12 protein-coding genes are annotated in these 16,434 nt (G+C 43.0%); 5 read left to right on the top strand and 7 right to left on the bottom strand.

Annotated features, from left to right (window positions below; genetic code table 11):
* Positions 1 to 800 (bottom strand): envelope biogenesis factor ElyC (gene elyC, locus RH40_RS01640; RefSeq protein ID WP_039953993.1); only part of this gene is annotated, 800 nt, incomplete at its 3' end.
* A 114-nt stretch (positions 801 to 914) separates the two neighbouring features.
* Here elyC and cmoM point away from each other — a divergent pair.
* From cmoM to RH40_RS01615, 5 genes are all read left to right on the top strand, one after another.
* Positions 915 to 1,700, top strand: a complete 786-nt coding sequence (gene cmoM, locus RH40_RS01635; protein WP_009599528.1) for a tRNA uridine 5-oxyacetic acid(34) methyltransferase CmoM — start codon at positions 915 to 917, stop codon at positions 1,698 to 1,700.
* An 8-nt stretch (positions 1,701 to 1,708) separates the two neighbouring features.
* Positions 1,709 to 3,046, top strand: coding sequence for a chromosome partition protein MukF (gene mukF, locus RH40_RS01630; protein ID WP_009599527.1), 1,338 nt, complete (start codon positions 1,709 to 1,711; stop codon positions 3,044 to 3,046).
* Entirely contained in the window at positions 3,027 to 3,755 is a 729-nt protein-coding gene (mukE, locus tag RH40_RS01625) for a chromosome partition protein MukE (RefSeq protein ID WP_009599526.1), read from the top strand. Before mukF ends, mukE begins: the two co-directional genes overlap by 20 nt.
* Positions 3,752 to 8,209 carry a chromosome partition protein MukB gene (gene mukB / locus RH40_RS01620; protein WP_009599525.1) on the top strand — a complete coding sequence of 1,486 codons (4,458 nt, stop codon included), beginning with the start codon at positions 3,752 to 3,754 and terminating at the stop codon, positions 8,207 to 8,209. Before mukE ends, mukB begins: the two co-directional genes overlap by 4 nt.
* A 188-nt stretch (positions 8,210 to 8,397) precedes the next feature.
* Positions 8,398 to 10,023: a GMC family oxidoreductase gene (locus RH40_RS01615; protein ID WP_009599524.1), complete on the top strand. Its 1,626-nt coding sequence runs from the start codon at positions 8,398 to 8,400 to the stop codon at positions 10,021 to 10,023.
* Positions 10,024 to 10,046: 23 nt separating this feature from the next.
* Here the strand turns inward: RH40_RS01615 and RH40_RS01610 are convergent, their stop codons facing one another.
* From RH40_RS01610 to RH40_RS01585, 6 genes are all read right to left on the bottom strand, one after another.
* Positions 10,047 to 11,036, bottom strand: coding sequence for an alpha-L-glutamate ligase-like protein (locus RH40_RS01610; protein ID WP_039953992.1), 990 nt, complete (start codon positions 11,034 to 11,036; stop codon positions 10,047 to 10,049).
* A 2-nt stretch (positions 11,037 to 11,038) separates the two neighbouring features.
* The gene (locus RH40_RS01605; RefSeq protein WP_009599522.1) at positions 11,039 to 12,544 is read right to left on the bottom strand and encodes an inactive transglutaminase family protein; all 1,506 of its coding nucleotides are present in this window, start codon (positions 12,542 to 12,544) and stop codon (positions 11,039 to 11,041) included.
* Positions 12,545 to 12,558: 14 nt separating this feature from the next.
* Positions 12,559 to 13,353, bottom strand: a complete 795-nt coding sequence (locus RH40_RS01600) for an ATP-dependent zinc protease family protein (protein ID WP_009599520.1) — start codon at positions 13,351 to 13,353, stop codon at positions 12,559 to 12,561.
* A 193-nt stretch (positions 13,354 to 13,546) separates the two neighbouring features.
* Entirely contained in the window at positions 13,547 to 14,527 is a 981-nt protein-coding gene (cmoB, locus tag RH40_RS01595) for a tRNA 5-methoxyuridine(34)/uridine 5-oxyacetic acid(34) synthase CmoB (protein WP_009599519.1), read from the bottom strand.
* Positions 14,528 to 14,569: 42 nt separating this feature from the next.
* On the bottom strand, positions 14,570 to 15,307 hold the full coding sequence (cmoA, locus tag RH40_RS01590; RefSeq protein WP_009599518.1) for a carboxy-S-adenosyl-L-methionine synthase CmoA: 738 nt from the start codon (positions 15,305 to 15,307) through the stop codon (positions 14,570 to 14,572).
* Positions 15,308 to 15,410: 103 nt separating this feature from the next.
* Positions 15,411 to 16,277 carry a DUF72 domain-containing protein gene (locus tag RH40_RS01585; protein WP_009599517.1) on the bottom strand — a complete coding sequence of 289 codons (867 nt, stop codon included), beginning with the start codon at positions 16,275 to 16,277 and terminating at the stop codon, positions 15,411 to 15,413.
* Positions 16,278 to 16,434: the final 157 nt, after the last annotated feature.

Here is a 16,434-nt window from a genome sequence, read left to right as displayed (position 1 = left end):
ATTCGGCTTTCAGAGGATTGTATCGCCTGTTCCTCATAGCTCGTGGCCCAATCTCTAAGGTTTTGCCATATTCTGCCAAGTGTTTCGTGCCAATATAATTCAGTTTGTTCCAGATAAGTGCTCTTAGGTGTGTATTTAACCCAGGGTGTATCGATATTTTTCTGTGCAAGGTAATTGGTCGGTGCTGGGTATGGTTTTAATCCTGCAGAGTAAAATTCGTTCAAAGCTCTTTTCATGTTGCTGGCCGATGTAACCACAATGAGATTTTTATTGTTAACAAATGCAGCGGCCTGCCTCGCTTCTTCCCATGTATCTTTCGCTGTTTCAAGCAAAATGATATCTGGCTTCGCAACTCCCAGAGCGAGCGCTACCTTTGCCATCATTCTTGCGTTACTCACATCAGAGCCAGCAGCGTAGCCCGATAGAATAAGCTTAGAGCCTGGATACATACGCAAAATTCTAATGCCTTCTGCTAGGCGCATCAATCCAGATCGACTGAGTTCTGAAGTCGGGGGAATTTTATCATCAACGATATGACCACTACCAAGAACCATAACGTAATCTATCGGCTCATCAATAGGGAAGAAAGCCGTATATTGGCGCTCTAGCGGCATTAACAAACGTGAAGAAATTGGTTGGAAAGAAGCCAAGAACAGTCCAATGAAAGAAAACAGTACGATAACACAACCTGTCTTTTGCTTGTGGGTGAACATGATAAGCATCAGCCCCAAGAGGCCGATGATTAACATAGCCGGAAGCGGCATTAGCAAACACGAGATAACCTTTTTCAGCTCAAACATAAAAAAATAGCCCGAAAAAACATCAATTGATTAGATTTTAAGAGAAAGCCTCTTTATTCCTGCTTTCCTTATGACAGAATAGCAGCACGATTAGATATAATAACTCATGCTGCAGTGAACGAAGACCGTAATTTCGACGATATCGCCCACAAATTTGCAAAAAATATTTATGGCTCAGACAAAGGTGAAATTCGCCAAGTCATTGTTTGGGAGGATCTTCAAACCATTCTCGCAACAATGGCTCCATCTTTGAACAGTTTGAATGTACTAGATGCCGGAGGGGGCTTAGCTCAGCTGTCACAAAAACTTGCGCATCTCGGACATCAGGTAACGTTATGTGATCTATCTTCGGAAATGCTGCTGCTAGCTCGACAGGAGATTGAAAAAAACAACTTGCTTGAGCAGTATCGTTTTATTCATTCACCAGTTCAGTCGATGGGTCAACACCTGAAGGGTAAATTTGACCTCGTTCTTTTTCATGCAGTCATGGAATGGTTGGTTGAACCCAAGCAAGCCCTGCTTAAAGTATTAGAGCAGGTAAAGTTAGGGGGGACAATCTCCATCATGTTTTATAACCATCATGGCCTGGTCTATAAGAATGTCGTTTGTGGCAACATTCCCCATATATTGGAAGGTATGCCACACAGAAAAAGATTTAAATTACAGCCGCAAAAAGGCCTAAAACCGGAAGAAGTGTATAAGTGGGTTGAAGACGCCGGTTTTACCATTTGTGGTAAGTCAGGTATTCGTTGCTTTAGTGATTACATTGGCAACATGGAATACACTGGCGATTATCAGGATGAAGAGGTACTGGCTCTTGAACAGCAATTGTGTAGAAAAGAACCATACCTCTCGATGGGCCGTTACATCCATGTATGGGCTCAAAAAGATAAACAGTAGGAAAAATAATGAGTGAAACAACTCTAGATGTTGCAGAGCATTCCATTGATGAATTTGTTGGTTGGATTAAGCAACATGATTTTTCATTGAACTTGTCTACTGAGCGACTAGCATTTCTGATCGCTGTTGCTGTCTTAAGCAATGAAAGGTTCGATGAGGAGTTAGGAGAAGGAGAGCTGCATGATGCTTTTCAGATTGTAACTCGAATGTTTAAGGGTAATGAAGACACTTCTCCTTTCCGTGCCAATAACGTCATTAATGAAATGGTCAGTCAGAAACTTATGAGTCGCTTTACCAGCGAGATTAATGACGGTGCAAGCATCTACAGACTATCGCCCTTGGCGGTTGGAATTACCGACTATTACGTCCGTCACCGCGCATTTTCAAAACTCAAGTTATCTATTCAGCTTTCTATGGTTGCCGATGAGATGGCAAAAGCGATTGAGCAGGCCCGTTCTGGGGGTACAGTCGAACATTGGCGTAAAAATGTCTATGGTGTTCTGAAGTACTCGGTTGGTGAAATTTTTGATCAGATTGACTTAAATCAGCGCGTGATGGACGAACAACAGCAATTAGTCAAAGAGCAGATCGCCGAGCTACTTAATAAAGATTGGCGTGAAGCTATTAATAATTGCGAACAGCTACTTTCGGAGACTTCAAGCACATTAAGAGAATTACAAGATACGCTTCAAGCCGCAGGCGATGAATTACAAACACAGATACTCGATATTCAAGAATTGATATATGACGATGAAGAATTAGAATTTGTTGCCGAAGCTCTTTTTTCCTTACAAATGAAACTCGACAGAATCACCAGTTGGGGACAACAAACCATAGATCTTTGGATCGGTTACGACAGGCATGTGCATAAGTTCATTCGTACGGCAATCGATATGGACAAAAACCGAGCATTTAGCGCCAGATTACGTCAGTCAGTGAAAGACTACTTTGATGGACCTTGGTTTCTGACCTATGCGGATGCAGAGCGTTTATCTGACCTGAGAGATGAAGCGTTAGTGCTCCGTGATGATGAAGTCACAGGACAAGTCCCCATGGATGTTGAATATGAAGAATTTCAACAGGTAAACGATGAGTTGTCAGAACGTATTTCGGGGATGCTAAAACTACATAAAGAGCAGGCTGCGCCTATTGACTTGGGTTCGGTACTTCGTGATTACCTTGCCAAACATCCCCAGACTCACCATTTTGATTTAGCACGAATAATCATCGATCAAGCCGTGAGGCTCGGCTATTCTGAGTCCGATTACCACGCGGTTCAGCCCGATTGGCAAATGATTAATGATTTTGGTGCAAAGGTACAAGCAAATGTTATCGACAGATACTAACGAATTTATGTCAGAAAAACTGGCAAAAGCAATTTCCAATCCTTTGTTTCCAGCATTAGACAGCATGTTAAGAGCGGGACGTCATGTGTCGAGTGACGATCTTGACAATCACGCTTTGCTGTCTGATTTCGAGTTGGAGCTCGGAGCATTCTATCAACGCTATAACACGGAGCTAGTTAAAGCACCGGAAGGCTTCTTCTATCTCAGGCCTCGTTCTACTTCTCTTATTGGACGTAGCGTGCTTTCAGAGCTCGATATGTTGGTTGGCAAGGTGCTTTGTTTTCTCTATTTAAGTCCTGAACGATTGGCGCACGAGGGGATTTTTACCAATCAAGAGCTGTATGAAGAACTATTGTCTCTCGCTGATGAGTCCAAACTTATGAAGCTGGTCACCAATCGGGCTTCTGGTTCTGACCTTGATAAAGAAAAGCTCTTTGAAAAAGTTCGTACTTCTTTGCGCCGATTACGCCGTCTCGGAATGGTAATTAATATCGGGGAAACCGGTAAGTTTAGTATCAGTGAATCTGTATTTCGTTTTGGCGCAGAGGTCAGAGTGGGTGATGATGTGCGAGAAGCACAACTACGCCTTATTCGTGATGGAGAAGCGGTAGTTCATACTAAAGAGCCAAGTCAAGGCAGCCTGCTAGAAGAGCAAGAAGACATGAATGAAAAACTAGACCAAGAAACAACAGAAGAGAATGAAGCATGATTGAAAGAGGTAAATATCAATCACTAACTATGGTCAATTGGAACGGCTTCTTCGCTCGTACATTTGATATAGATGGACTGGTAACCACACTGTCGGGTGGAAATGGTGCAGGTAAATCGACGACGATGGCAGCATTTATTACGGCGCTCATTCCTGATCAAACCTTGCTTCATTTTCGAAATACGACCGAGGCAGGTAGCAACCAATCTTCTCGCGATAAAGGGTTGTACGGTAAATTGCAAGCAGGAGCCTGTTATGCCGCTCTTGATGTTGTGAATTCACGTAACCAACGTTTGTTATTTGCCGTAAAGCTTCAGCAAGTTGCAGGAAGAGATAAAAAAGTTGATATCAAACCTTTTGTCATCCAAGGCTTGCCAACAAGTGTCAAACCGACCGATATTCTGATCGAAAGTGTTTCAGATACTCAAGCACGAGTCCGTCAAATCAATGAAGTAAAACAAACGATTTCCGAGCTTGAAGGTGTTCAGTTCAAGGTGTTTTCTTCTATTGTTGAATATCATTCACAAATGTTTGAGTACGGGGTACTGCCTAAAAAATTACGCAACTCTGGTGACCGCTCTAAGTTCTATCGATTACTTGAGGCTTCTTTGTATGGTGGTATCTCTAGTGCGATAACGCGATCTTTGCGAGATTATCTTTTGCCACAAAATGGCGGAGTTAAAAAAGCGTTCCAAGATATGGAATCAGCTTTACGCGAAAATAGAATGACATTAGAAGCGATTAAGACCACACAATCTGATCGTGACCTATTTAAGCACTTAATTACCGAGTCAACGAATTATGTGGCGGCAGATTACATGCGTCATGCCAATGACCGTCGAGGTAAGCTTGATCAAACCTTGGCCTTGAGAACAGAGCTATTTGGCTCTCGGAAGACTCTGATTGAGCAAAATCTGTTATTAACCCGTGTCCAGGAAGAACTCGAAGCCCTGTCAGAATCTGAAGGCTTTCTAGAGCAAGATCATCAAGCGGCATCTGACCATCTTCAGTTGGTACAAAATGCACTGCGTCAGCAAGAAAAAATTGAGCGTTACCAAGAAGATCTAGAAGAGCTTAAAGAGCGGCTTGAAGAGCAAATGATGGTCGTGGAAGAGGCTCAGGAAAGACTTGATTTTCTAGAGGAGCAGGCGAGCTTATCAGAAGAAGAGGTGGATAGCCTCAAAACTCAATTGGCTGATTATCAACAAGCTCTTGATATTCAACAGACCCGGGCACTTCAGTATCAACAGGCACTGATAGCATTAGAAAAAGCTCAGCAGCTTTGTGATGATGATAGCCTGACTCTTGAATCAGCGCAGAAACTTGCGGACAATTTAAAGAGAAATGAGAAGGCTGCCACTGAAGAACTATTGGCAACGAAACACAAACTTGATCTATCGACAGCAACGGTGGAAAAGTTTGAGAAAGCCTTTGAACTATTGAAACGAGTTGTTGGTAATATTGAACGCTCTGATGCCGCAGACGTTGCAAAGGTGACACTGCGTCGAGCAAGTGATGCGAGACAGTTGATTGCAAATGAATCTTTGTGGCAATCTCAATTTCGTGAAACTGAGCGTCGCTTGAGTCAGCAAGGAAAAACTCAAGAGCAGCTTGATAATTATCACAAACAATATGACGTAGAACTCTTGAACGAGAGCATGTTAGAACAAGAGCGTGAGCGTCACACGCAACTTATCGACTCCATTGAACTTGCACAGTCAGAGCTCGTAGAGCAGAGAAGTGAGCAGCGTAGGTTAGAACATGATGCCCTTTCTGAGATCGAAAGACTCACTTCAATCGCGCCTGTTTGGATTAAAGCAAATGATGCACTGATGAGTCTGCGTGAGCAAAGTGGTAGTGAGCTTCCTAACAGTCAGTCTGTGATGACCAAGATGCAAGCAGTTTTGGAAGAGGAGAAACAACAATCTTTCAACAAAGCAAACTTAGCTGCTCGGCGCACTGAATTGGAAGGTGAAATCGAACGTTTAGCGGCTCCTGGTGGTTCAAACGATCCGCGTCTAAAAGGCCTTGCTGATACTCTAGGAGGGGTACTCCTTTCTGAAATTTACGATGATATCACTATTGATGATGCTCCTTATTTCAGCGCTATGTACGGGCCTGCACGGAATGCGATAGTTGTATCGGATCTCTCTGGAATAGAGCAAAAGCTGGTTGAGTTAGATGATTGCCCCGAAGACCTCTATTTGATTGAAGGTGATGTGGATGCATTTGACGATAGCACTTTTGATGCTGAAGAGCTTGAAGGGGCAGTCTGTGTAAGGATGAACCAACATCAACTGCGTTATTCACGCCTTCCAGAGATGCCTCTATTCGGTCGAGCCGCGCGTGAGCAGCGATTAGAAACCCTTCGTTTAGAACGAGATGAAGTGGTAGAGCTGCATGCAAAATCGTCTTTTGATGTACAAAAACTTAATCGACTCTACCAAACCTTTAATCAGTTTGTTACTGAGCATATCCAGGTAGCTTTTGATTCGGATCCCGAGCAGGCATTGAGTCAAGTTCGTGAAAAGCATGGTCAACAAAGCCGCCTATTAGCAGACTTAGAGCTTCGAGCCCAACAACATAAAAGCCAGCTTCATATTGCACGGCAAGGCCTAACAGTGCTGGATAAAATAGCACCGCACATCGGCCTGATAGAAGAGACAAACTTAAGCGAACAATTTGCACGGATTGAGCAAAATTTAACCCACTTAACCGAAGCGAAAGTGTTCTTAGAGGCATATGGTGACTCTATTAATTCGTTAGAAGTGATTGTGGACGCACTTAATGCCGATCCTGAGCAGTTCGACGCTTTAAAAGAGCGCTATAAAAAAGCTGATATTGATTTACAAGAGACTAAAGCACAGATTTTCGCACTGTCTGATTTAATCGAAAGACGTCCACACTTTGCTTACTCTGATTCCGTTGACCTATTAAGCCAAAGCAGCGAGCTTAACGATCAGCTCAAACTTAAGCTTGAGCATGCCGAACAAGCAAAACTGAGCTCTCGTGAAGCATTTAAACAAGCACAATCCCAGATAAATCAATACAATCAGGTTTTTGCTTCGTTAAAAAGTGCTCATCAGGCTAAATTAGAGACAGTCCAAGAGTTTAAACAAGAATTGTCTGAGTATGGTGTGAGTGCCGATGAAGGTGCTTTGGAGCGTGCTACTAGAAGGCGTGACGAGCTTCAAGAACGTTTGCAAACGTCTCGTACGCGTAAGAGCGAGTATGAACGCACGATTACATCAACAGAAATTGAGATGAAATCGATAGCTAAGAGACTGAAAAAAACACAAAAAGACTATGTTGAGTTGCGAACTTTTGTTGTGGCAGCGAAGGCAGGTTGGTGTTCAGTACTAAGATTAGCGCGAGAAAATGATGTAGAGCGACGTCTACATAAGAGAGAACTTGCCTATTTATCTGCTGAACAATTACGCTCCATGTCAGATAAATCTCTTGGTGCACTCCGCTTAGCTGTTGCTGAACACGATGATTTGCGTGATGCACTACGTCTGTCAGAGGACAACGCTCATCCGGAACGAAAAGTACTTTTTTACATTGCTGTCTATCAGCACTTACGCCAGCGTATTCGCCAAGATATCATTCATACTGACGACCCTGTTGAGGCTATCGAGGAGATGGAAGTTGAACTAGCTCGCCTAACAGAAGAGCTAACCCACAGAGAGAACCGTTTGGCAATTAGCTCGGATTCCGTTGCGAGCATTATTAAAAAGACAATCCAACGAGAGCAAAACCGTATACGTATGCTCAATCAAGGCTTGTCCAATATTTCTTTCGGTCAGGTTAAGGGCGTCAGACTAAATGTAAAAATTCGGGAGAGCCATGAAATTTTGCTTAATAGTTTGTCGGCACAACACGAAAATCACAAAGACCTTTTTGAGTCCACTCGATATACCTTTTCAGAAGCCATGGCGAAGCTGTTCCAACGTGTGAATCCACACATTGATATGGGACAACGTTCACCTCAAGTTTTGGGCGAAGAGTTACTAGACTATCGAAATTATCTTGAATTGAGCGTAGAAGTGAATCGTGGCTCTGATGGCTGGTTACAGGCTGAATCGGGAGCATTATCTACAGGTGAAGCGATTGGTACAGGTCAATCTATACTGTTAATGGTCGTACAAAGCTGGGAAGAAGAATCACGCCGTTTACGCAGTAAAGACATCGTGCCGTGCCGTTTACTTTTCTTAGATGAGGCAGCCCGATTAGATGCAAAATCAATTGCGACTTTGTTTGAATTGTGTGACCGATTAGACATGCAGTTGCTGATTGCTGCTCCTGAAAACATCAGTCCTGAAAAGGGGACAACCTACAAACTAGTCCGTAAAGTGTTTAAAGACCACGAACATGTTCATGTTGTCGGACTCAGAGGCTTTGGCCAAGAGCCAAAAGCTAGCCAAAGTGTGCAAGATTTGGTTGAAGAGTTATAGGTTATCTGAGTAGGTTTGCTAAAAACATTGCCCCGGTAGTTGTTCATCCGATTATTGGGGCTTTTATTTATAAGTCTATGGCACTCAATGCATTAACGGCTTTCAATAGCCGAAGCCTCATATTTGGGGGTATTTGGGTATATTTTTAAAAATAAAGGTATTGAACACTAAGTATAAAAGGAAACGTTGTGGATCATTATGATTTTATTATTGTTGGGGCGGGTTCGGCAGGTTGTGTGCTTGCGAATCGTTTAACCGAAGATCCTTGTATTAGTGTTTGTTTATTAGAAGCGGGAGGTGCTGATACAAGCCTTCTTATTCACATGCCTATTGGTGCTGCAGCAATGGTACCGACCAAATACAATAATTGGGGATTCGAAACCGTACCGCAACCTGGACTAAATGGTCGTAAAGGTTACCAGCCGAGAGGAAAAACACTTGGAGGTTCGAGTTCAATTAATGCCATGATGTACGTAAGAGGTAACCAAGCAGACTATGACCTATGGGAGAGTGCGGGAAATAAGGGTTGGAGTTTTCAAGAATGTTTACCTTATTTCAAAAAGTCCGAAAACAACGAGGTGTTTAGCGATGAATTCCATGGACAAGGTGGGCCACTTAATGTCGCTGACCTCGGCTCCCCAAGTGAACTGGTTGATAGATTCATAGATGCCTGCGAGTCTATTGGGATACCTCGCAACTGCGATGTTAATGGCGCCAACCAATTTGGTGCAATGATGAGTCAAGTCACTCAAGTTAATGGAGAGAGATGCAGTGCAGCAAAGGCCTATTTATCTCCATGTTTGGAGCGAAGCAACCTGACTATTCTGACCAATGCAACCACTCACAAAGTCATTTTTGATGGAAAACATGCCATTGGTGTTGAACTCGGTCATAAAGGGCGAACGCACCAACTCTATGCAAAAAAAGAGGTTCTAGTATCTGCTGGTGCTTTTGCCAGTCCACAAATTCTTCTTTTGTCAGGTGTAGGTCCTTCTGAGCAACTTAATCAATTTGGGATTAATAAGGTTCATGACTTAAAAGGGGTAGGAGAAAACCTTCAAGATCATATTGATCTAGTTCATGCGTTTAGAACTAAAGATAAATATGACACATTCGGTATTTCATTCTCAATGTTGCAAAAGCTTGCTCATGCTTGGCCAGACTGGAAAAATCGGCGCAATGGGAAAATGAGCAGCAATTTTGCAGAAGGGGTAGCATTTTTGAACTCTGATTCAACATTGCATGTTCCCGATCTTGAGTTCGTTTTTGTCATTGCGATGATCGATGATCACGCAAGAAAGATAAGATATGGTCACGGGGTAAGCTCTCATGTCACTCTATTAAGGCCAAAGAGTCGAGGAAGAGTTCGTTTAGCTAGCACTGATCCTTATTCTCAACCTGAAATTGATCCTAACTTTCTCAGCCACCCAGATGATATATCAACCATGATTAAAGCGTGGAAGAAGCAATATTCGATGCTGATGAGCGACAGCTTTTCCGACATCTTAGCAGAGAGTCTTTATCCCGTAGATCCTAATGATGATCGAGCAATAGAAAAAGATATTCGACAACGTGCAGACACTCAATATCATCCAGTGGGTACCTGTAAAATGGGGCCATCAAACGATGAAATGGCGGTGGTTGATAGCCGCTTATGTGTCCACGGAGTGACAGGACTGAGAGTGATTGACGCATCTATCATGCCGTCATTGATTGGGGGTAATACCAATGCTCCGACCATCATGATTGCTGAAAAAGCAGCAGATATGATTAAGGAAGACCATCAGATGGACAAAACACCTTCAGTGAGTTAAGCAAAAAGCACTAAAAGCTGCATCTAGTCCACTAAGGTTTGAGAAAAAATACCAAATTGATGCGCTGCGTAAATGACACGCTCCTCAGGCTTGGGAAAATCGCGGGCAATCCCCAAGCTTTCTATATGGTGCAATCTCGGCAACAGTCCTGCTCCATTCGCAATTTGTATTGCTAGGCCTGGTCTAGCGTTTAACTCCAATACCATGGGTCCCTCTTCTTTGTCTAAAACCATATCGGTACCCATGTATCCCAGTCCTGTCATTTCCCAAGCACTTGAAGCTAAGGTGAGTAGACGTTTCCAATGGGGGACTTTGAGAGTCGAGAGTTCTTTTCCGGTATCGGGGTGATTAAGAAGAGGTTGATCAAACTGCACCGCTCGTACAGCTCTTCCAGTCGCGATATCTATACCTACACCAACAGCTCCTTGATGAAGATTTGCTTTTCCATCTGAAGCCGCTGTTGAACAGCGCATCATCGCCATCACAGGGTAGCCTTTAAAAACAATGATACGAACGTCTGGGACACCCTCGTAGCTAAAGCCATCGAAACAGCTATCGAATTTTATCAAGTTCTCAATAACTGCTACGTCGTTTTTCCCGCCCAGAGAAAAAAGTCCGGCCAATGCGTTGCTGATGTGTCTTTCTATATCTTCGCGCCCTATGGTTGCACCGGAAGGTTTGGTATAAACGCCGTCCTTATGCTGAGTAATCACCAAAATACCTTTACCACCACTACCTTGTGCGGGTTTTATAACAAAGCCGGGCCAGTTGAGAACCATATTATGAACGCGTTTGACATCAGCTTGGTTGCGAATAACGCCAATAAGTTTGGGTGTAGTAGCGCCATGCTGCTGGGCAATAATTTTTGTCTTGAGCTTATCATCAACTAGCGGGTATTTAGAACGGTCATTATAGCGGCCAATATAGCTATGGTTGCGCTGATTCATTCCCATAATACCCTTGTGCCGCAACTTACTTGATGATGTAAATTGTGAGGTGATCCGTTCCAACATATTTAGTCCTCCGCTAGAGGCTTAAATCGACGCAGCTCCGTTAGTCGATAGCCTGTGTAGGTTCCGAGTAATAGAATACCCGCTAAGACGATAAGCTGAATGCCGATAAAGTTAAACGTTAAATACTGGATAAATGAATTCGTCATTGCAAGATAGACCAATACCGATGTGAGAAGCGAGCCACCTCCTTGAAGTAGGACCTCTTTTGCTCCTTCTTCCTCCCACAAGATAGACATTCGTTCAATTGTCCAAGACAAAATAATCATTGGGAAGAAGGTAATGGACAAGCCTTCCGTAAGGCCGATTTTGAACGCCACAACGGTAAAGACTGAGATGATTAATATTACCGTAATGATCACCGCAGATATCCGTGCGACTAATAACAAGTTTAGCTTCGACAGGTAGCTACGGATAACCAATCCCGTTCCTACAATCAGCAGAAAACCAACAATACCCGTAAGTAACTGTGTTTGGACAAAGGCGACAGCAATGAGAACCGGCATAAATGTCCCGGAGGTTTTGAGTCCTATAATGACCCGTAAGAAGACCACTATCAGAGCACCAATTGGGATTAGCATGATCGTCTTGAACATTGCTTGCTCTTCAAGAGGTAAGCTATGAATGCTAAAGTTCAAAAGACCGTCAGCCATCGCCTTCTCTTGGGTTGCTTGGATTGAAGAAACCTCTTGAGCAATCATAGAGAAATGAACCTGGCTATTCTTTCCTCCAACGAGGTCGAGCAAAGAGACATTCGTCTCGTCCCAAACTAAGATATTTTCGGCGATAACCGGATTGGCATCGTTTGGATTAAACAATACCCACTTCGAGCCATCCCAAACCTGATTGATATGCTCTATGCTTTGTCTGCGTCGGCCGTCCTCAAGTTCAATAACACCGACTATCTTGCTCGGGACTTTGGCGTAGGCGAGAAGTTTATCTACGGCTTCAACTTTCGTTAAATCGTTAAGTATGAGTGAAGCATTCTGACTGTCTGTGTCGTTGAGAGACTTTATTAGCTCTCGGGTAAAAGTCATGTCGTTAGCAGAGCGTTCAGTGGCTTGCTTAATTAATGCCATTGCTGCTGATTCAACAGGCCCAGAAAAAGTGGGTGCTTGAATTTCACCTTTTGGTGGTACAGGGGAAACATTCGCTTGTGGGTCGACAAGAAACTGAGCTTTATAGTAGATAGTTTGAGGCCCATTTGCATTCCTTACTGACCACTCAGCTCTTCGACCTGAATCCGTGCTAACGTAAGAAACACCATAACCTGACGATGATGATGATTCGTTAATAAGTGTAAAGCCAGCTTGTGTCGTCGGAGCTGCTAAAGAGACTGTCACTGGCTTATTTTGCCCACTAAACTCTATTCGAGCTTCAACATCCCAAATCTTGCTGGTTGCTCCGGGCGTCCAAGGAACGCCATAATTTTGATGGCGGAAAACACTTAATGCGATACCAGCAAGGATAAGTAATGCAACTGATAGATAAAAAGGAACCTTGGATGTCATAAATCTCTGTGACCTCATTCTTTTCCAGAAACGCTAGTATGAAGATATTTTTTGCTAACATCGACGACGGCGATGTCACGAATAAACTCTCGACCTAAAAGAACAGGGTGGTTCATTTGAGAGCGATCTGCCAATGTAAATTGAGCTTTTTCATGGATTTTGCCAAGCCTAACCCATAATTCTACGACAGCACGCCTCTGCAACTCCTCGTTATTGGATTGTCGAATCTTAACAAAACGAAGTATCGGAGCCTCTATCCAAGTTGAGTTGTTCTTCTCTTCCGCTACTTTGGGGTTGGTCTTCTGTTTTAAACTGCCCTTTTCATCGATTTCTGTACTCTCTTTGTCGAGATGGAAACGAACCCATTTTTTACCGTTGCGTTCAAAAAATTCTATATCGATTGCATTAAGAGAAGATGTCGCAGCTCCAGTATCGACACGAGCATCAAAAGATTGATCAATCGAATTTAAGGTGATTTTTTCGATCTCTCCCAAAGTAATAGAGTGAGATGGAGTTGATGACTTCGGAGCTGACACTATCATTGGTTCGGGCTTTTTACGTATTTCTTTGATAGCTTCAGTTTCAAAACGGATGATCTTTTTCTCTAGCTTCTTAACTTGTTTTTGCAGCGCGTCCATGGTCTTTGCTTGTTGTTCGAACTGACGACTCATGCTGTCATATTGGTCAGCATTCTGACTGTTCGCTTTTTCGATCGCAGAGAGTGTTTCATTGTGATATTGCTCGCCATTGATCAAAGTACAACCGGACAATAGAGTTAGGGTGATGACGGGGAACAATCTTGTTAGCATTTATGAACCTGAGATAAAAAATAATCTTTAAATTAGTAGTTTAGTGTAAATAAACCGTTTTAGCTGGTTTGGGCTTATTTCTTTTTTAAAAGCCTAATGCTGAGTACGCATATCACGTACCAGCATTCTATTTCTGATTTTCGACAATAGATATCGATAAAGGTGCGACAATCGTTAACTCTTTGTCAATTTCTTAAGATTTTTGAGGTTTTTGTGCAATTAGCACAGCCCTGCGGGGGGCAGGGTGGCCCTCAAGTGTTTTCGTTGGGTCATTTGGGTCGAGGTAGTCAGGTAGAGAGTTATGTTTCATCCACTCTGTACTTCTTTGTTCTCCGGTTGTGGTAGTACTCTCATCCACGATTCGAACATTATGAAATCCTACTTGCTCGAGCCAAACTTTTAGAGCTCTCGCGGAAGGAAAGAAATAGACATTTCGCATTTGTGCGTATCGACTGACAGGCACTAGTACTGACGTTTCATCTCCCTCTATGACCAATGTTTCTAAGATTAGCTCTCCACCGGGTAATAATTGGTCTTTAAGTTGTATCAGGTGATCGAGGGGAGAACGGCGATGATAGAGGACTCCCATACTAAATACCGTATCAAATGCTTCCAATTTGGGCAGGTGCTCTATACCCAATGGCAGCAGGTGTGCTCTTTGATCGTCTCCCATTAGCTTTCTAATGGCTTCAAACTGGACCAAAAATAGATGCGAAGGGTCGATTCCAACGCATAATCTGGCACCTTCTCCCAGCATGCGCCACATATGATAACCATTACCACAACCCACATCTAAAACGTTACGGTTCTTGAGAGGGGATATATGGGGTAGCACTCGATCCCATTTCCAATCACTGCGCCATTCAGTATCGATATGAATACCGTGGACATGATAGGGGCCTTTACGCCAGGGATGGAAAGTACGTAATAAGTTCTCAAGCTTTTTGAGTTCACCTGGCTGCATCGGCTCGTGATTAGACAGGCTAACTGAGTTTGTTAAGTCGATATTTTCCGCTTTTTGGGCTGGAATCTTATTGAGCGCTTTTAACCAGCGTTGGAAGTCACCATGTTCACTATTTTGCCAATCTGTGAGTTGCTGGGGCAAAGAATTTAGCCACGGTTGTAGTCTGGTGTCTTGGGCTATTAATTGATAAAACTGAGAAAAATTAAACATGATCATCTCGTAAAATAAAAATTTAAGACATGGAGCGATAGCTTATTTTATGGCGTACATCGAACCAAAATTAAAGCACTGGAACCAAACATCAAAGCTGCGAAATCCAATATCAGTAAAGCGTTTTTTGTGCACTTGTTTTGAGTCTGGGCGCATGACATTTTCTATGGCGCTACGTTTTTGGCTGATTTCTAGCTCGCTATATCCATTTGCACGTTTAAAATCGTGGTGAAGGTCAATAAGAAGCTCGTTGGAGACGGTGTCTTCAAAAACAAACTTTTCAGAAACAACCAGAATCCCACCTGGGCGTAGACCGGCATATATTTTTTCTAGAAGTGTATACCTATCTTTTGGAGCTAGAAACTGGAGCGTGAAATTAAGCACGACCATAGAGGCGTTGTGAATATCAATATCGCGTATGTCAGCCTCAATGACTTCAACGGGTGTTGCACTGCGATAGGCATTGATATGGAGCTTGCATCGTTCCACCATTGCTGAGGAGTTATCAACAGCGATGATGTTACAGTCTTTTTGTTTAATATGGCGACGCATGGAAAGGGTCGCCGCACCGAGTGAGCAACCTAAATCGTACGCGTTGGTATTTTGCTCGACAAAACGCTCTGCGAGCATACCAATACCAGAGATAATGTTGCTGTAACCAGGTACAGAGCGCTGAATCATATCAGGAAAGACTTCGGCGACCCGTTCATCGAAGGTAAAATCGCCCATTTTTTCTATCGGTGTAGAAAAAATAGTATCTGGGTTGCTTACAGGATTCATAACTCAGCTCTTGTGTAAAGTTCTCATTGCTGTTGTACAGCTTTTTTAAAGGCGCACATTTTATGGGAAATTTCCATTTGTGTCATTCTTTGGCTGCAAGTGATTAGAATATTGATATCTGTCCGTGATCGTTATTAGCCGGAAAAGTGGCTAAATCGGGAAGATTAGTGTGGTTTTTCAGTCGATTATACAAAAGCAGTGCAAGATCGGGTGCCACAAGGTTATCTGATGTGTGAACCATAAAATAGGGCTGCTTTCCTTGCTCTATCCAATCTGCAAGTTTAGATACCCAAGGTTCAAAGAAGGGCATATTTTCATTTACCTCTGGATGACCAATAAAACGAATCATGGGTCTTTGAGCTGTGGAAATTGCATGGACGGGGACTTTCGGCTTCTTTTTTTGAGCATCAATGATGGACTCAGAGTTAGGTTCTGCGGAAAAAATGGGGCGACTGTCCATGATGGTACGATTGTATTTGTGTTCGATAAGCCAATGATTAAGGCGTTTTTCTGCGTCACCTTTGCGGAAGAATTCTGGGTGGCGAACTTCGATACCGAGGTTAAAGTCTCTGGGAAACAAAGTGCAAAAGTATATAAGCCTATCAAAGTGCTCTGGTCCAAAACTAGCAGGTAATTGGATAGACCATTGCCCAATCAACTCATGAAGTGGGCTCATGATATTGATAAAATCATTCAGTTCACTGTGGCAGTTTTTTAACATCCGTTGGTGAGTAATGGCTTGAGGCAACTTGAACGTAAAACGAAATTGTTCCCCGACAGATGCTGCCCAATTTTTGACTGTGTTTAATGTTGGAGTCGCGTAGAATGTCGTATTTCCTTCAACGGTATGAAAAACCTGCGCATATTTCTCAAGTCTCTGCTGGTTTTTGGTTCCACGACCATAAAAAGTTTGTTGCCAGTGATTATGTGACCACATAGTGAGGCCAAGTCTGAGTGGTAAATGGTCCATATTCTCTTATTTTCTTGTTTTGGGGCTTTGCCGAATTGGTCTGATTAGAGATATAATCGGCGCCAATTTTTCCGATTTGTTGTTTTTTGAGCCACTTTTGGTGTAAAAATCGCCACTAGAAGCCTAGTAGCAACAAATTGCACGTTGAATGGTCGAT

Source organism: Vibrio caribbeanicus ATCC BAA-2122 (assembly GCF_000165125.1).
In the GTDB taxonomy this organism is placed as follows: Bacteria; Pseudomonadota; Gammaproteobacteria; order Enterobacterales; family Vibrionaceae; genus Vibrio; species Vibrio caribbeanicus.
Note: the sequence above shows the minus strand (reverse complement) of the source record. Positions and strands in the feature narration are given on the sequence as shown.